Source organism: Rhodopirellula halodulae, from assembly GCF_020966775.1.
Lineage (GTDB): Bacteria > Planctomycetota > Planctomycetia > Pirellulales > Pirellulaceae > Rhodopirellula > Rhodopirellula halodulae.
Window position 1 is genome coordinate 390,550 of sequence record NZ_JAJKFV010000029.1, and the last position, 16,604, is coordinate 407,153.

The following is a 16,604-nucleotide window of genomic DNA, read 5'->3' on the forward strand; positions in this document are numbered from 1 at the left end:
GCCCGCAGACGGTTCGAGATCTGCTCTTTGACGCTGCGGTTGTGCGAAAACTGAATGTTTCTCCATTGGTGCTTCCCCCTCAGAGTGTATTCTGAGTGCCACTTCTGAGGCTTGGTCGCTGAGCGTTGCGGCGATCAAAGTGATCGGAGGGTGGAGGCGTTGGTGCGTGGTCAGCTTGCCCGATGACTCCGGTGGTCTTATCTGCAGAAGGGCTTTGAGGAATGGCTTACGGAACCGCGAAAACGTCACGGCGGTCCGCGTTCACCCTGATCGAATTGTTGGTGGTGATCGCGATCATAGGCATGTTGGTTGGGTTGTTGTTGCCTGCGGTGCAGGCGGCACGGGAAGCGGCACGGCGAACCGATTGTGCAAATCGCTCCAAGCAATTGGCGCTTGCCATTCACAACTACCATTCCGCGTTTCGAAAGTTGCCACGTGCGTGGTGGTTGGAGACGACTCCCGACGCGTTCAACGGCGGCAACTGGATGATGGCGATTTTGCCGCAGATGGAAATGAATGGCGTCTGGGAACAGATCGATCATGAACGTTTGTCGGTGGATCAGATCAGTCCTGACAACGTGGCGGTGCTTCAGAATCCGATGCCGGCTTTCGTGTGTCCGTCATCCCCCGGTGGAATGGATTCGCGACGCTACACGTTTGATTCCACGCCCGCCGGATTGCCATTCACCGCCACCAACCTGGCCCCGGCCGACTTTTCGCCCACGACGGGTGTTCGCGGGACGTATGCGCACTTCGCCTACGGCGCCTCGTTGAGTGGTGGACGGGAAGGTGCGATGCAGGTGGTCAGCCAAGTCTTCGGCGGAGAGCACGATGGTCGCTTTGCCGACATCTTGGATGGCTTGTCCCACACAACGTTGTTTGGTGAGCGGACAGGCGGCAATGTGGTCTACAGCGCTGGCCGTGAAGATCCCGTTGCCACCAATGCACTAATCGGCGTGGAAGGCGGTGGCTGGGGCGATTTGCTCAACGGCGAACACTGGTTACAAGGTTCGTTGCGAAGCGGTTTGAGTTGGCCTCCATTGGGCGGCCCTTGCGCGATCAACTGCACCAACGCACGCGGATTTGGTTTTCACAGTTTCCATGTTGGCGGATGTCACTTCGCGTTTGCCGATGGTTCCATTCGGTTCATCGACACCAACGTGGAGCCCGCAGTACTGTCCTCTCACATCACACGTCGCGGTCGGGAATTCATTTCGAATGATGGGATTTAGACGAAGTGCAATGAAAGCCTTCTTGGTGTTTTCGCTGGCTTCGTTCACGGTTGGATTCGTAGGCTGTCGCTCAAAACAAACCGATGACGGTTTGGTGCCCGTTCGGGGCGTCGTGACCGTGGATGGCGAACCCGCAGTTGGTGTGGTGATTGAACTGCACCCCGAATCCGATGGGCCGGCATTGTCCAAAGGCGTCACCTCCGACGGAGGCATGTTCGAGATCAGCACGCATCGCCAGGGAGATGGCGTTGTGCCGGGCGTTTACGATGTGACGTTCGTGTGGAGCGAATTCAACGTGGTGAGTCGATCGCAAGAAGGTGATCGATTGAACGGTCGCTACGCCACCAAGAAGGCGACCTCCATTCAGTGGAATGTTCCGGATCAATCGCTGTTTGATGCCGGGACGATTGAACTGACCACGACCGACTGATCATCGGTGTGTGGCCTCCGTCGAGGCCCGGCATTTAGCGTGGCGTCAGGCCGCGGCGAGAATTGCCATGAGCAGCATGGCCACCGCGATCGCACAGCCGACCGCGAGCACGATTTTGGCGGTGGAGTACGGAGCCGAGCCGATCAAGTCTTGGCCGTTTTGGCCGCTAATCACGACACGGTAAAGTTCGTTGTGATATCGATAGGCCATCACATAGGCGGGCAGTGACAAACGCCGAGTCGTGAGACCCTTCACGACCGATTCGACTTTCACGTTGCGGAAACGCGATCCAGGAATCTGCGTGTCCTGCACGTGTTTTTTGGCCATCTCTCGCAATGCGTCGCGAACTTGTCGACGAGCTTGCGATCGTTGGACGTCAAATTGTTCTCGCGTGATGTCCGCGTCATCGGGAGGGGTGGAGTGGACGGTTCGCAGGTCCAATCGACGGCTGACGGCGATGGTTTCCGCGTGCGATAAACCTCGGGAGGCGGACACCAAGATGTTCTGGAAGGTGACGTCGGTTTGTCCGGAGTGAGGTGCCCAACTGGATCGTCGTGAATTGGCGTTGGAGTCAGCGGTCCAGCTGATCTTGCATTCGGTGTCGAAGACCCACGCGACCCAGTAAAGCGGATGCAGATCGTCCACATGAGACGCCGTGATTAAGTCGCTGGGGCGAAACCAGCCCAGTGATCCGAGCCAATGGCGAAGGACCCGTTGCGCATCATCCGGTGTCAGCAAGAAGGGCAGGTAGCCTTCGGTTTGCTCCATCGGATCGACAATGGTTTCCAGTTGCACCACACCCTCGCAAAACGAACAGCAAGGGGCTTGATGTTCCGGATCAAACGCGACCGCGGCGCCACAACCTTGGCATCGCAGGATCTTCGCCACAGTGGACTGGCGGTCGTTGGGGCGGTCGGGTGCGGATTGCCCGCAAATGGAACAACGCAGGTCGCCTTGTTCCAGCGGCGTTTCGCAACGTGAGCAGAGGACTTCAACGGGAATCATGCAATGCTCACTGGGATGCGAGAAGAAGAACGAACAATCCGATCACCAGCAACGCGGCGATCACCACGATGGCAATTTTCGTGGTGGAGGTGGGGACATCGCCCGCGACCCGTCCCGTTTGACCGTTGACCAGGATCTGCACCGGAGGAGCGTCGTCCGAGTAGCGAACGGCAAAGCACCAGATCGGCAACAACACCAAATCAATGACTTCTCGCGACAGTTGAGTTCGGTGTTGAAGATTGCGGTGGGAATCCCCCGGCATGAAATGTTTGAGTTGGTTGCCGACTTTCGTAATGGTTTCTGTGTGGGCCAGTTGGAAGCATGTCGACTGATCTTTGCTGGGAAGTTCCGCCATCCAGCCGGTCACAATCGAAGGTGAAAAACGTCGCAGAGATCGCAGGTCAAACGGTTCAATCGCTTCCAGGGAGTCGTTGTCGGTGCCTTTGGATGCCGTGACGATCACGTCCACGACATAACAAGAATGTTGGCCCTGCAGATTTCGCCATTCGGTCTTGGTCACGGTGCGTGTGCGGGTGACTCGTTTGCCTTTGGAATCAGTGGTCGTGTAGGTTTCGGTCTCGGTGTAGTTCTCACCGATTTCTGCGGAGTACTGCGTGTCGGCCACGGCACCGTACAGGTACGCGGGGAGGTAGACGCCCCGCGTGCAATCGGGAGCCGCACGTTTGAAATCGGATCGCGCGAAGAAATGGGCTCGCCGAATCCATTGTTTCACCAACTGAGTCGCACGGTCTTGATCGACCACAAAACCAATCGCGAAAGTTGGTGAGGGACGGTTCTTCGACGGTGGTCGTTGGATGACCGATGGCGAGGCACAGTACGGACAAATGGTGGCCAGCATCCCCGACAAACCCGTTAGTGCGGCGCCGCAAGATTGACAGGCAATCTCCTGAACGTCCGGCGTGGGGGTGGCTTCCAGGGAGGGCATATCGGTGGGCAGCTGACGGTTGATGAGGTTGGCGGTTCGGACTGCAGTGTTTGGCCGCAAAAGTTGCGATTGGGGGCGCTCACCTGCTGAGGTGGGTGGGGGCCTCTCGCATCAACCCAAAATTCGCGACTACGTTGGCGATTGCCGAGAGGTGTACATTTGCGACGTGATATCGGATTGAGTCTGGCTTTCGAGAGGTGCCAAGCTAACACGTTTGTGCGCCGCGATGGGTGCCCATTAGAAGGGTGGGAGGATGCACGCAATCCAATGCTGCATGGCCAATGCTGCCTGGCCAATGTTGCTTGGAATGGTGTGGGGTGTCTTGCAATGGCTCGCAGGGTCAGGCGATCGACGGAATTGACCAAATCAGGACCATCCACTCCAATTTTGGGTGAGAATTGATCGCAGACGTTGGTCCCACCAGCGATGCCCGCGAAACGGTGTCTGCCGTGGCGACGGATGGATTTGGCATTGCGACGAAAGCCGTGTGTTTCGAGAACACGTGCTGCGTCAGACCTGGAAAGCGTTTGCAGGTTGTCGAGAGAACTGCTTGATTGCGTCCAGTGAGCGGCAAATTAATTCTGATTAGTTGGATTGTGGTGCGTCGTTGGGACGTGCCCCACTTATTTGAATCTTTCACTCGAGGATGGAAGCACGGGTGAATTCGATATCAACCTCCGATAATCCGATCAGTCTTACACGTAGTCTGCTCAACCCGTTGGCGGTCGCTGCGGTGATCATCGTGTTGGTCATCAGCGGCGTGATCGCGCTGCACAACATTCGCGAACTGCAGCAAACGCGATTGAAGGTGGGCTTGACGTTGAAAGTGCTCGCTTTGCTGGCGGAGATCGAAGGATCGGTGATGGATGCCGAACGTGGTCAGCGTGATTTTTTGATCACCGGAGACGACGACCATCTGAAGTCTTTTGATGAGGCGATCCGTCGGACCGAGGAAGGGATGGATCAATTTGACGAGTTGTTGGATGACCATCAAATTCAGCGATCCAAATTCGAGGAGCTGAAGCCGCTGGTACAAGAACGCATCGAGCACTTGAGGAACGTGTTGAAGGTTCGGACCGAGCAGGGTGCCGATGCGGCTCGCGAAACCGTCATCGAAAATTCGCGTCAAAATTTGATGGGTCGCATCGAAGAGATGGCCAATTCAATGCGTCAAATCGAAGAGAACATGCTGGTCGTTCGTGAATCGATGGCATCGCGTGCTTATCGAAGCGGCATCATCACTTCCGTTTCCTCGACGTTGATCGGTTTGGTGTTGGTCGGAAGTGTGCTGTATCTGCTGGAGCGGAACCGACGCAAAGCTGAACGAGATGCGATCACGCTCAATGCAACTCGAGAACGTGTTCAGTTGGCGTTGGACGCGGCGGAAATGGGGGCGTGGAATTTGGATCCAACCACCAACACTTTGCAGACCGATGAACGCTATCGGCGGATGCACGGCGTCGAAAAACAAGAGCTGTCGTTTGAGGACTCACTCAGACGCATTCATCCCGACGACCGGGCCCGGGTGCGGCAGGCCATGCGAGCGTCGATGTCACCGCTGGATCCAACACCGTATTCGGTCGAATATCGCGTGGTGCATCGTGATGGTTCGATCCGCTGGGTTTCCAGCAAGGGAATCGCTCGCGTAAGCAAGCGACGGAAAAAGACGGTGTTGACCAGTTTCGACGGAACGGTCGCCGACGTGACGGAACGCAAACGCCAAGAAGAACGCTTGCAACGCAGTGAGCAGATGGCGCTCGCCGCCAACCAATCCAAGAGCGAATTCTTGGCCAACATGAGTCATGAAATTCGCACGCCGATGGCGGCGATTCTGGGATACGCGGACGTGTTGCTGGGGCACTTGGAAGACCCGGACAACCGAAATTGCATCTTGATCATGAAACGCAACGGCGAACACCTGTTGTCGTTGATCAATGACATCTTGGACTTGTCTCGTATCGAAGCCGGCAAGTTGAGCGTCGAGGCAGAACCCGTGCCGCTGCCTCGCTTGGTCGGTGACATTCAATCGCTGATGCAGGTGCGCGCGGAAGAAAAGAATGTCGACTTCCAGGTGATGTTCGAAGGCAAGGTGCCTCAGTCAATCGAAACGGATCCGACGCGGTTGCGACAGGTGCTGATCAATCTCATCAGCAACGCGATCAAGTTCACCGATGAGGGCAGTGTTGAGCTGAAGATCCGATTCATCCAGGGTGCCGAGCCTCCGGTTGTTGAGTTTTGCATCGTCGACACGGGCATTGGAATCAGCAAAGAACAACAAGACCGATTGTTCAAACCATTTTCCCAAGGCGATGCGTCGGTGACGCGAAAGTATGGCGGCAGTGGATTGGGTTTGGCGATCAGCCAGCGATTGATCGAGATGATGGAAGGCGAAATGTCGCTTGAAAGTGAACTGGGCGAAGGTTCCACGTTCTACGTGCGGTTGCCGGTCCACAGCGTGGATGGCATCAAGTTGGTGCAGCCTGATTTGATCAAGCAGCCACCTCGGCCTGAGGAGATGCTGGCGGAAACGCCAATGTTGGATTGCCGGGTTTTGGTGGTCGACGATCGTCGCGATGTGCGGCACATCAGTCAGCACTTTTTGGAGAAAGCCGGAGCGACCGTGGCCACCGCGGAAGACGGGCAGGATGGAGTGGACACCGCGATTGAAGCTCGAGATGCGGGGCAGCCGTTTGACTTGATCGTGATGGACATGCAGATGCCCAATATCGACGGATTGCAAGCCACGGCGTTGCTGCGATCAGCAGGCATCGATTGGCCGATCATTGCCCTGACCGCCGATGCGATGAAAGGTGACCGAGACCGGTGTTTGAATGGCGGGTGCGATGATTATCTGTCCAAGCCCATCGATCACGTTCAGTTGGTCAGCATGGTCGCGTCTTACACGCAAGACATTGATTCGGCCGAATTGGTTAGCCGTCGTCGACAACGCGCCGACGACCTGCAACAGCAAATCGAACGTGAGGGTAAAGGGGCTTCTTGACCAAGGTCTTGATGCGAATTCAAACGAATGTTGGCGGCGGTTTAGCGAATTGTTTGGCCACCATCGACGGGCAACAGTTGCCCCGTCGTCAGGTTGGTCCCCGTCGCGAAAAAGAGAACGGCGTCGGCGATGTCTTGCGGTTGAGATGGCTTGGGGAGCGGATAGTCAGCCACCATCGCTTCCAAGTCCCAGTTCGGATTGCCTTCGCGAATCCAGCGACTGTCGATGGGTCCCGGGCAAACGGCGTTGACCCGAATTTTGGGGGCCAAGGACCGTGCAAATGATTTGGTCATCGTGTTCAGTCCACCCTTGCTCGCGCAATAGGCGATGGACGAGCCAGAACCCGTGATGCCAGCGACGGAACTGACGTTGACCACGGATCCGCCGTCGCCCTCGGCGAGAAGCTCGGCCGCGGCACGCGTGACGAAGAAAGGGCCTTTCAAGTTGACACCGAGGATGCGATCCCACATGGGTTCGGTCAGCGTTTCCAAATCGGAATGTTCAATGAATTCCGTGGTGGCGGCGTTGTTGATTAGGCAATCAAGCCTGCCGAACTCGGATCGGATCTCGGCAATCATTTTGCGAACATCGGTGTCGACCGAAACATCGCATTTGGCCAACATGGTCTTTGCGCCGATCGAAGAGGCTTCTTCCGCGGTTTGTTTCGCTTCGGCTTCGCTGCGTGAGTAATTGATCACAACGTCGTGACCTTGCCGAGCCAAGCCGATTGCACACGCGCGTCCAACTCCGGTGGCGGCACCCGTGATCAAGGAAACAGGGCGGGAAGAATCAGTCATGTTGGAGAGCCGGTCAGAAGTTGAGTGGGGCGCTGTGGCGGAGCACTACAGTGTGGGCAACGAAGCTTTGGGCGGTGAGGCGGCGGCTTTCGTTGCCAAATTTCGAACCAACGCTCGGGCGACTTGTTCAAACGGGGCACGAGCCCGTTGGTCGGACGCGATGACTTCCGCCAATTTGCCCGCATCGCCGGCTTCACGAAGCGTGATGTCGATCGGCAGACCGCCCAAGAATGGCACGCTGAGTTCTTCCGCCTTTTCGCGAGCTCCACCGCGACCAAAGATGTCGTAGGTCTTGCCGCAATCGGGACAGGAGAATCCGCTCATGTTTTCCACCATGCCCGCGATCGGAATGTTGACCTTGCGGAACATACTGATGGCTTTGATGGCATCCAGCAGAGCGACTTCTTGTGGGGTGCAAACCACAACCGATCCAGTGATCGGAATGGCTTGCGACAGTGTCAGCGCGATGTCGCCCGTGCCCGGTGGCATATCGATGACCAAGTAATCCAGTTCGCCCCAGGAGGTGTCACGAAGGAATTGCTGGATCGAACCGTGGAGCATGGGACCTCGCCAGATGACGGCTTGGTCGGGTTCCAGCAAGAAACCCATCGACATGACTGGCATGGAACCTTCGGTTTCCGGAGGCACACCGGATTCACCGTTGGGGCCCAACCGGATGGGTTCGATCTTTTTGTCTTCGGAGATAGCGGGGCGACCCGACAATCCCAACAAGTGCGGGACACTGGGGCCGTAGACATCAGCGTCCATCAGTCCCACTTGCGCGCCGAGTCGACGCAGCGTGAGTGCCAAGGAAGCCGCCACGGTGCTTTTGCCAACGCCGCCTTTGCCGCTGCCGACCAAGATCACGCTCTTGGCACGCAGTCCGACCTGGCCCAGGCGAGCCGGTGGACGAGCGTGAACACGCGTCGTGACTTCGATGGTTTTGCCCGTTGCGATGGTCAACGCCAAGTCGCGAATGGTGTCCGCGATTTCGTCCGCAATCGGTTGGCAGTGCGAGGTGATGCCGACGCTGATCCGAATGGTGTCGCCATCAAGACTGATGTCGCCCAGTTGGCCAGTGCTGGCGATGGGACGTCCGGTTTCAGGATCCGGATGCTGACCAATTTTTTCGCGAAGGGAAGCAATCAGGGCGTCGGAATCGACGGGAGTCGTCATGTCGGGGACCAGGAACGAGCGGGGCAACAAAGCGGGTTCGACGGAAAAGCGACCAAACTGCGGTCACGAATTGGCATCGAGCAATTCGCCGATGTCCAGCAAGTGAACTTGGCGTCCGCCTTCGTTCTGGTCAACCGCGTGCGGGCTGTCGATGGCAACCAGTCGGCCGTCGGGGCTGCATCGCGGATGGGTGTCGCAGCGCCACTCGCCACTGTAACGCTTGGGGGATGGGAACCGTCCAAGGTCGAACCGCCGTCCGCTGGGCACGTGATAAAGAAAGACGGTTTGTCGCCGTGAACGATCCGGGTAGGTGTCGTTCAGAATCCAATCGCCGTGGTCACCCGCCAGGAACGTGTTGTGACCATTGGTCGGCATCTTGTCGTGCCCGACGGGACGGACTTGGTCGGTTTGATCGACGAACTCGTAGAAACCGTTGGGTTGACCCGCGGGGCGAGTCCACATGGTCACCGCGTCATCGCCGTTCCAGATGAAGTGGGACGTGTAGCCCGAAGGATCCAGCACGTACAAATCCGATCCGTCCATGTTGGCGGTCAACATTCGGGTGACAAAGCCACCTTCGTACTTCAACTTGGCCGGATCGAACTTGGGGCGGTAGCGATGCAGGACGATGAATCGTGTTCCCGATGGATTGATCAGCAGGTGATTGAAGTAGTGCCAGGCCTCGGCGTGTTTGTCGCCATCGGGCCAAGGCAGCTGAGCGACTTGAGCCAGTGACAGGATCAATTCACTTTTGCCCGTTTCCAAGTCGACTCGCCAAACGCCGGATTCCTCCGGTGCCCGTTGGTCGACATACGGATCGGCCAGGCCCGCGTAGCCGTAGCCGGGACGAAGATTGTTGATGCGGCGGAAGTCGGCGGACAGCCCGGTTCGTCCGTCTTGGCTGATTGTGTAGATCGGGCGATCAAGGGTGCGCGTCGTGCCTCGGTCCAAATCGCGAATCCGGCAGACGAAGCGGTCGCCGTCTTGGTCGTTCCATAGAACGCGGCGTCCGTCGTTGCCAACAAATTGCAACATGCAGCCTTGTTGCCAACCCCAGGCCGAACTGGTGCCCAGCGGAACCCATTGGTCGTCGTTGGCGGTGTCGACATAGCCAACACCGATGGTGTCATCGGCTCGCGGGCTGCGGCCTTCGAAGCTGACTTCGTTGCTGAGGACAAACCGATTGGTGGGATCGAATTCTTGTTTGTCGTAGTAGCCAAACCAGTGATAGTTCGGGCCTCGCGTGATCGTTCGCGTGGGCACGAACGTTTCCAAGGGGCCGGTTTCTGGGCCGCCCTGCGAAAAGACGTTTCGCGGCTGGGTCGCTAACACTGCGCCGGCCGTCAAACCGCTGGCCAAGAATTGTCGTCGCGAGGACATGCTGTGTCTCCGGTGGGGCGTGGGGCAAGGCGTCTGCGGGTGGGAACGCGAAAGTGGATCGCGTTGGCGGAAGCCAAGGTGGGGCGACCGCGCTGGATGACGCCATGATGGGGCGTCGCAGTTTAATGCATCTGGATCCGGCAAGTCGCGGGATACGATCCATTCACGATAGACCACGAGCGGGGGCGACCGAGAAACGGAGGTTGCCGTTGGGACCGATCGATGTCGGAGATGATTGTCCGGCGATGATCGGCAGATGACGATCGAATGAGGACCAATCGTTGAGGCGAATCAGCGTTGTTCGCGGTAGGTCGTGAAGCTGAGAAATGCCAGCAAGCCGGCGAAAATCACGAAGCCGAGGCTCATCAGCATGCTAGCTGAGCCCAAGGGTGCCATGTCGCTCATCCCGGCCACGCCCAACAACAGATCGGCACCGAAGAGCACCAATAGCAGGATGGACGCCACAAGGCTAATCAGACAAAGAGCCTTGGGCATGGACGGGAACCTCGATCAAAAGATGGAAAATCAGGATGCTGTTCAGTAGGGCTTGGCCCGGCTGATTGGGCCAGACGCGGCCCAAATGGCGTGGAGTGCTGCGACTCGCGTGGCAAGGATAACAGACTCGCCGTTTGGGTTTGGCCGCCAGTATAGTTCAAGCAAATGAAAATACCCAAGTTCACGTGATTTCGCCATTCTCCCAAGGCTTTCGCGGCGGTTTGGGAGGATCGCAGCAATTGTCCGGACCCATTTCGTCTATCGTTTCAGGCCAAACGATGCGACGATGCGGAGGGCCGCCAGTGGAGAATACGGCCGGAATCGTGCGGTGTTGGCACGACGACTCGATTGAATTTTTCTGCAACAGGCAACCATGCGTCGAACGCTGCTTCTGATCCCCCACGACATTGCGGGCCTGCCAATCTTTGGCCTCGGTTGGGCTCTGCTGATTTTGTTGATCGCCGTCGGGATCTATTTGGGCTGGGAATCCCGCAAGGGCGGGCTGGGAGCCGGCAATGCGTTTCGCCAAATCTTTGGGTTCGCCGCGACGGCCGCCGTGATTTTGGTCTTTGTCGTGCCGCGAACCGAGTTGGTCAACATTGATGGCGACCCGGTGGGGGTGGCCGTTCGTGGGTACGGAATGTTCTTGATGGCCGCGGCGGTCGCGTCCGTGGGGTTGGCGGCTTGGCGAGCCGAACGCGCGGGATTGGGGGCGGATTCGATTTTGCAGCTCGCCCCATGGACGTTCATCGGCGGTTTGATCGGGGCACGTATTTTCTATGTCACCCAGTACTACGAGGACTTTCTTCGTCCGACGACTTGGGAAACGATCAAGGCGATGGCCGCGCTGAACCAAGGCGGCTTGGTCGTTTACGGTGGGTTCATCGGCGGATTCTTGGCCTCTCTGGTGGCGCTTTATCGACATCGGACGCCCATTTGGCGCATCGGTGATGTGATCATTCCCTGCGTGTTTGTGGGGTTGTTTTTCGGTCGTTTGGGCTGCTTGATGAACGGCTGTTGCTACGGCGGGGCTTGCGAACCAGGACCCTTGGCTGTGCGATTCCCCGCGGGGTCTCAAGTGCACGCGGAGCAATTGTTGTCCGGTGAGTTGCTGGGGATCGAAGGCAAAGCCCTGTTCAGCGAAGGTGAAATGCCCGCGGGTCAGTCTCGCTGGCTGGTCGAGTCGGTTCAGCCGGGCTCGTTGGCAGAACGGGCTGGCGCGAGCGAGGGGCAGGAATTGACCATCGCGTTGGATCCTTCCTATCGAGACCAGGTGCCGCTGGATCGTCCGGCCGAGGAAGCGTTGCCAGGAGTCATCTTGCTAAACGACGACGAAGTTATGGCGAGATTTTCGCCTCAGGAGTTGCCGCCGATTGCGGAACCCGTTTGGGGCACGCAGATTATCAGTTCCGTGTTCGCCGCAATCACGTTCGTGGTCCTGTTGTTGGTGGAACGAATTCTGCACAGGAAAGCCACGAGGTCGGGAACGAACGAAACGACGATGGCCGTCGATGAAACGGCGACCACGGAAGATCAGGCGTCCGCCCAACGCGGCCATGCGGGGTACAAACCTGGCGTGCTGATGTTGGTGGGTTTCATCGCGTACGGAGTGTTGCGAATCGTATTGGAATGGATTCGCGTGGACGAAAAAGGACAATTTGGAACCGCACTTTCGATCTCGCAGTGGGTCAGTTTGGTGGTGATCACGGCGAGTATTGTCACGCTGGTGATTCGGCTGCGAAGCGGATCATCGGGGACCACCGGGACGGCTGCGGTTTCCGCCACCGGGTGACATCTCGTGACAATGATTGACGATTCGAAATTCTCGGATACACCGACCCGTGAATCTCGACCTGCCAGCCAGCCGCACCGAACCGTCGTTTGAATGAATGCCATGAAGATCGCTTGTTTCAGCACCAAACCATACGACCAACACTTCCTGACGGCGGCTTCGGAGGACTCGCCACACGAGTTCCTGTTCCTGGAGCATCGTTTGGATGCGTCCACTGTGGTTCTGGCGGATGGATGCAATGCGGTCTGCGCGTTCGTCAATGACACGCTGGATCGATCGGTGTTGGAACAGTTGCGTGAAATGGGAGTTGGGTTGTTGGCCATGCGTTGCGCTGGGGTCAACAATGTCGATTTGGAAGCGGCCGCCGAATGTGGAGTGCGAGTCGTTCGCGTACCGCGATATTCGCCGTATGCGGTCGCGGAACACACCGTCGGATTGATTTTGACGCTGAACCGAAAGATTCACAAAGCTTACAACCGAGTCCGCGAGAACAACTTTTCGATCGATGGGTTTCTCGGTTTTGATTTGCACGGACGAACGTTCGGGGTGATTGGTACCGGAGCGATCGGTCGAGTGCTCGCGGGGATCATGAAGGGATTTGGTTGTCGGGTGCTTCTCTATGATCCGTATCCCAATGAAGAGGGCAGAAAGCTGGGGGAATACGTTGAGCTGGAACGATTGCTGGCCGAATCTGACTTGGTTTCGCTGCAGTGCCCGCTGACTCCGGAGACCTACCATTTGATTGATGCGGACCGGCTGAGCAAAATGAAACGCGGCGCGATGTTGGTCAACACATCGCGTGGTGGGCTGGTCGACACATCGGCCGCGATTGAAGGTTTGAAATCAGGACAGTTGGGCGGGTTTGCTTTGGACGTCTATGAAGAAGAAACGGGTGTGTTCTTCGAAGACCTTTCGCAACAAGTGGTCCAGGACGACGTGTTGTCACGACTGATGACCTTTCCCAACGTGTTGATCACTTCGCATCAGGCGTTTTTCACTCGAGAAGCATTGGAAACCATTGCTCAGACAACGATGGAAAGCATCGATGCGTTTGATGCTGGGCGAGCGTTGGACAACGAAGTGGTTGCTTCCTCATCATGACCTCTGTGCGTGTTCGAAGCGATGAATGGATGGATGACCCGGATTTGGATCCGGAGCGTCATCGACAGGCTTTGATTGGTTTGGCAAGGCTGAACCGAATCAGCTTGGTTTCGCGTGTTTTCTTTCCGCGATTGGCAAGGTTAGCCGGGAAACAGCCGGGGCGACCTTTGCGAGTGTTGGATGTTGCCAGTGGAAGTGCTGATCTTCCAATCAATTGGTTGGTACGTGCTAAGCGAGCGGGGTTGTCTTTGGAAGTCACCGCACTGGATCGCAGTGAGACCGCAATGCGAATCGCGGGCGAAAACGCGAAAGCGGCTGGGGTGACGTTGGGAACAACGGTCCGCGATTGTTTGGCCGATGGTTTGCCAACCGGATTTGATGTGGTTACGAATTCGTTGTTCATGCATCACCTGGAAAACCATCAGGCCGTGCGTTTGATTCAAGAGATGTGGAGGGCCAGTGAGCGGTCTGTGTTGATTTGCGATCTGGATCGATCGGCGATGAACTTGGCGTTGGTCGCGGTGGCTTCGCGAGTGGTGTCGCGCAGTGACGTTGTGCATCACGACGCCATCGAAAGTGTTCGCGGCGCGTTCAGTCGTCCCGAGTTCGCCTCGTTGATGCGGCAAGCGATGGGGTATGACATTCCCGTGCGGGTGTCGTTCCCGTGTCGTTTCTTGGCGGTGATTGATCAAGCCTGTGTGGCGGAGGTGGTGCAAAACTCTCGGCCGATTCTTTCGGGTGCCATTCCCTGATGGCATGGGGGCATTCCGGTCCACCGTCCAACGATCCGACCGATGAAAGAAAAACTGTCTGCCAAGACATCGGCCGCGTGGCGGTGATTGGTGGCGGGCCAGCGGGTAGCGCCGCGGCAACGCGACTGGCTCACCGTGGGGCAGAGGTGACGTTGTTCGAACGAGCTGAATTCCCGCGAGAGAAAGTGTGTGGGTGTTGCTTGGGAGCCGCCGGGTTGGCGGCGTTGGATGCAATCGGTGTTGGGCAATCCGTGCGTGAGCTCGGACAGCCCACGACATTCTTTCATGGTTACTTTCAAACCGGCCGGGGCGGAACGAGAGAAGAGCGAATTCATTCGACTCGCGGAGTCCGCATTCCAATCGTGCAAGGAACCGCTCTTTCGCGGTCGCAATTGGATTTGAATTTGTTGCGTTGGGCGGAGCAGGCCGGAGTCAACGTCCAGCAGCCTTGCGGAGCGACGATCGTGTCGCAGGATCCCAGTGGCGTTTGGGTGGAATCGGAATCGGGTGGATCTCAGCGATATGACTTGGTCGTGATCGCAACTGGACTGACCGGAAAGTTCAGGCAGTCTGGGGCGGCGGAGTTGGCTTGGAAGCAAACGCCTCATGGTCCGATGGGCATATCCACGCATTTGCCACGCCAGATTGCCGAAGAAATGGCGTGGCAATTGGAGGACGGTGAGATCCAAATGCACTGTGGCGAGGAAGGGTATGCGGGCGTGGTGCAGTTGCCCGGCGGTGACCTCGACATTGCGGCGGCGGTTCACGTGCGGCCCCGAAATTCAAAGGAAGATCATGCCGGGAAGCGAGCCATCGAGGCTGCCGTGGAGTCTTTGTTGTTGAATTCCAATGCGTTGAATTCGCGTCAATCGGATCGTTTGCGTCAATGGTTCGCCGAGGGGGCGAGCTGGCAAACAACGCCTGCGCTTCGACGAAAACGGGTCGCTGGAAACGGGCGCGTCGTGGCGATTGGTGATGCTGCCGGTTATGTTGAGCCCCTGACGGGAGAAGGCATGACTTGGGGAATTGAAAGCGGATTGGCGGTGGCGGATCTTTGGGCTTTGTATCAGTCCGGACGAATCACGGCTGACAAAGAACCTAATTTTGGTGCACACTGGCACGCACGAGCGACGAAGTTTCAAACCCGACGCCGCCGCCTTTGTGGTTGGGTCACCGGATGGGTTCGATATCGTCCGGCTCGCTGGTTGGCACGAGGTGGATTGCAACGTGCCGGTTGGTTGGCTGCTCCCTTCACACGTAGCCTCGCAATCGGACCACGATTCGAATCCACGACTACTCTTCAACGTCCACTCGCGAGCATCGCGGACGCATCCCATCGGACTCACCCCTCTTCATGACAGCTCAGATTCTTGCGATTGCGACGGCGCACCCGACGCATCAGGCCGATTTGGCATTCTCGACGCACTGCGCCCAAAGTATGTCGTGCGAGGACGAAACTCAGGCCAATAAACTCGCCAAATTGTATCGCCGCACGGGCGTGGACACTCGCGGAAGCGTGTTGGTAGAAAAAGGCGACGCGGGCGAGTTGACTCAATCGTTCTATCCTCCGTTGGTGGATGGAGACGATCGCGGTCCCACCATGGAAACTCGTAATGACCGTTTCGCGGCGGAGGCTCCCGCGTTGGCAACCCAAGCCGGTCAGCGAGCGATCGACGCCAGCGGCGTGAAGCCATCGGAGATCACGCATGTGGTGACGGTGACTTGCACCGGATTCAATGCTCCCGGCATCGACGTTCAATTGATCGAACGGTTGAACCTACCTGTGACAACCCAGCGTGTTCAGGTTGGATTCATGGGGTGCCACGGATTGATCAATGCCATGCGAACCGCGCGTGGCTTGGTTGCGGTGGAACCCGAGGCGGTGGTGTTGATCGTCTGTATTGAGCTTTGCAGTTTGCATTACCAATATGGTTATGACGCACAGCGGATCGTGTCGGGATCTCTGTTTGCCGATGGGTCAGCAGGATTGATCGTCGCTGGCGCAGAGTCCTCGAATCGCGATGGTCATTCGGATCCGATCGGCGAGATACTGACGGTGGGATCTTGTTTGATTCCTGATAGTCAAGACGCGATGACGTGGCGAATCGGTGACAATGGATTCATCATGACTTTGGAAGCCAGCGTGCCGGGATTCATCGAGGCCAACCTGCGTGGCTTCATGGAACCTTGGTTGGCGAAGGCCGGTTTGACTCTGGATCAGATCGGTGGCTGGGCCGTGCATCCCGGCGGTGTCCGGATTCTGCAATCGGTGGAAGTGGCACTCGGACTGGAACCGGACGCACTGGACATTTCCCGTGAGGTGCTTCGAGAGCACGGGAACATGTCGTCGGCCACGCTGGGCTTTGTATTGCAGAAATTCACGCAGCGCCGTGTCCCCGGACCGTGGCTGATGCTGGGGTTTGGTCCCGGTTTGGAAATCGAAGTCGCCGTGGTCCGCTGAGGTCTTCTGATCGGCTTCCGGCGAGGCTATCTTGGT

14 protein-coding genes are annotated in these 16,604 nt (G+C 57.5%); 8 read left to right on the plus strand and 6 right to left on the minus strand.

Translation table 11 applies throughout. The features are described 5' to 3' along the window. Nucleotides 1–221 precede the first annotated feature (221 nt). Both LOC70_RS14380 and LOC70_RS14385 read left to right on the plus strand, forming a co-directional pair. Entirely contained in the window at nt 222–1,232 is a 1,011-nt protein-coding gene (locus LOC70_RS14380) for a DUF1559 family PulG-like putative transporter (RefSeq protein ID WP_230254576.1), read from the plus strand. A 10-nt stretch (nt 1,233–1,242) separates the two neighbouring features. Further along, complete coding sequence (locus tag LOC70_RS14385) at nt 1,243–1,662, plus strand: hypothetical protein (protein WP_230254578.1); 420 nt, start codon at nt 1,243–1,245, stop codon at nt 1,660–1,662. Nucleotides 1,663–1,707: 45 nt separating this feature from the next. Here LOC70_RS14385 and LOC70_RS14390 read toward each other — a convergent pair whose 3' ends face one another. Continuing rightward, nucleotides 1,708–2,667, minus strand: a complete 960-nt coding sequence (locus LOC70_RS14390; RefSeq protein ID WP_230254580.1) for a hypothetical protein — start codon at nt 2,665–2,667, stop codon at nt 1,708–1,710. Nucleotides 2,668–2,674: 7 nt separating this feature from the next. Further along, nucleotides 2,675–3,613 (minus strand): hypothetical protein, encoded by a 939-nt coding sequence (locus LOC70_RS14395; protein WP_230254582.1) that lies wholly within the window; start codon nt 3,611–3,613, stop codon nt 2,675–2,677. Between the two features lie 646 nt (nt 3,614–4,259). On the opposite strand from LOC70_RS14395, the gene LOC70_RS14400 reads away from it, so the two are divergent. Beyond that, on the plus strand, nt 4,260–6,614 hold the full coding sequence (locus tag LOC70_RS14400) for a hybrid sensor histidine kinase/response regulator (RefSeq protein ID WP_230254584.1): 2,355 nt from the start codon (nt 4,260–4,262) through the stop codon (nt 6,612–6,614). A gap of 41 nt (nt 6,615–6,655) precedes the next feature. Here LOC70_RS14400 and LOC70_RS14405 read toward each other — a convergent pair whose 3' ends face one another. The 4 genes from LOC70_RS14405 to LOC70_RS14420 form a co-directional block, all read right to left on the minus strand. Next, the gene (locus LOC70_RS14405; RefSeq protein ID WP_230254587.1) at nt 6,656–7,411 is read right to left on the minus strand and encodes an SDR family NAD(P)-dependent oxidoreductase; all 756 of its coding nucleotides are present in this window, start codon (nt 7,409–7,411) and stop codon (nt 6,656–6,658) included. 45 nt (nt 7,412–7,456) lie between these two features. Beyond that, nucleotides 7,457–8,587, minus strand: coding sequence for an Mrp/NBP35 family ATP-binding protein (locus LOC70_RS14410; protein ID WP_230256150.1), 1,131 nt, complete (start codon nt 8,585–8,587; stop codon nt 7,457–7,459). 63 nt (nt 8,588–8,650) lie between these two features. After that, complete coding sequence (locus LOC70_RS14415) at nt 8,651–9,967, minus strand: hypothetical protein (RefSeq protein ID WP_230254589.1); 1,317 nt, start codon at nt 9,965–9,967, stop codon at nt 8,651–8,653. 291 nt (nt 9,968–10,258) lie between these two features. Beyond that, complete coding sequence (locus tag LOC70_RS14420) at nt 10,259–10,462, minus strand: hypothetical protein (protein WP_230254591.1); 204 nt, start codon at nt 10,460–10,462, stop codon at nt 10,259–10,261. A gap of 373 nt (nt 10,463–10,835) precedes the next feature. On the opposite strand from LOC70_RS14420, the gene LOC70_RS14425 reads away from it, so the two are divergent. The 5 genes from LOC70_RS14425 (at nt 10,836) to LOC70_RS14445 (ending at nt 16,568) form a co-directional block, all read left to right on the plus strand. Then, nucleotides 10,836–12,254: a prolipoprotein diacylglyceryl transferase family protein gene (locus tag LOC70_RS14425; protein ID WP_230254593.1), complete on the plus strand. Its 1,419-nt coding sequence runs from the start codon at nt 10,836–10,838 to the stop codon at nt 12,252–12,254. 102 nt (nt 12,255–12,356) lie between these two features. Then, the gene (locus tag LOC70_RS14430) at nt 12,357–13,355 is read left to right on the plus strand and encodes a 2-hydroxyacid dehydrogenase (protein WP_230254594.1); all 999 of its coding nucleotides are present in this window, start codon (nt 12,357–12,359) and stop codon (nt 13,353–13,355) included. Further along, nucleotides 13,352–14,107, plus strand: a complete 756-nt coding sequence (locus LOC70_RS14435; RefSeq protein WP_230254596.1) for a methyltransferase domain-containing protein — start codon at nt 13,352–13,354, stop codon at nt 14,105–14,107. The genes LOC70_RS14430 and LOC70_RS14435 overlap by 4 nt, the downstream gene beginning before the upstream one ends. Then, complete coding sequence (locus tag LOC70_RS14440; protein ID WP_230254598.1) at nt 14,107–15,465, plus strand: NAD(P)/FAD-dependent oxidoreductase; 1,359 nt, start codon at nt 14,107–14,109, stop codon at nt 15,463–15,465. Before LOC70_RS14435 ends, LOC70_RS14440 begins: the two co-directional genes overlap by 1 nt. Beyond that, a complete protein-coding gene (locus LOC70_RS14445; protein WP_230254600.1) occupies nt 15,462–16,568 on the plus strand; it encodes a type III polyketide synthase in 1,107 nt (368 codons plus the stop codon). Before LOC70_RS14440 ends, LOC70_RS14445 begins: the two co-directional genes overlap by 4 nt. The last annotated feature ends 36 nt before the right edge of the window (nt 16,569–16,604 follow it).

Bases quoted from the DNA above. Each gene is read 5' to 3' on its own strand.
- LOC70_RS14380 (WP_230254576.1), top strand. From the start codon at position 222: ATGGCTTACGGAACCGCGAAAACGTCACGGCGGTCCGCGTTCACCCTG.
- LOC70_RS14385 (WP_230254578.1), top strand. From the start codon at position 1,243: ATGAAAGCCTTCTTGGTGTTTTCGCTGGCTTCGTTCACGGTTGGATTC.
- LOC70_RS14390 (WP_230254580.1), bottom strand. From the start codon at position 2,667: ATGATTCCCGTTGAAGTCCTCTGCTCACGTTGCGAAACGCCGCTGGAA.
- LOC70_RS14395 (WP_230254582.1), bottom strand. From the start codon at position 3,613: ATGCCCTCCCTGGAAGCCACCCCCACGCCGGACGTTCAGGAGATTGCC.
- LOC70_RS14400 (WP_230254584.1), top strand. From the start codon at position 4,260: ATGGAAGCACGGGTGAATTCGATATCAACCTCCGATAATCCGATCAGT.
- LOC70_RS14405 (WP_230254587.1), bottom strand. From the start codon at position 7,411: ATGACTGATTCTTCCCGCCCTGTTTCCTTGATCACGGGTGCCGCCACC.
- LOC70_RS14410 (WP_230256150.1), bottom strand. From the start codon at position 8,587: ATGACGACTCCCGTCGATTCCGACGCCCTGATTGCTTCCCTTCGCGAA.
- LOC70_RS14415 (WP_230254589.1), bottom strand. From the start codon at position 9,967: ATGTCCTCGCGACGACAATTCTTGGCCAGCGGTTTGACGGCCGGCGCA.
- LOC70_RS14420 (WP_230254591.1), bottom strand. From the start codon at position 10,462: ATGCCCAAGGCTCTTTGTCTGATTAGCCTTGTGGCGTCCATCCTGCTA.
- LOC70_RS14425 (WP_230254593.1), top strand. From the start codon at position 10,836: ATGCGTCGAACGCTGCTTCTGATCCCCCACGACATTGCGGGCCTGCCA.
- LOC70_RS14430 (WP_230254594.1), top strand. From the start codon at position 12,357: ATGAAGATCGCTTGTTTCAGCACCAAACCATACGACCAACACTTCCTG.
- LOC70_RS14435 (WP_230254596.1), top strand. From the start codon at position 13,352: ATGACCTCTGTGCGTGTTCGAAGCGATGAATGGATGGATGACCCGGAT.
- LOC70_RS14440 (WP_230254598.1), top strand. From the start codon at position 14,107: ATGGCATGGGGGCATTCCGGTCCACCGTCCAACGATCCGACCGATGAA.
- LOC70_RS14445 (WP_230254600.1), top strand. From the start codon at position 15,462: ATGACAGCTCAGATTCTTGCGATTGCGACGGCGCACCCGACGCATCAG.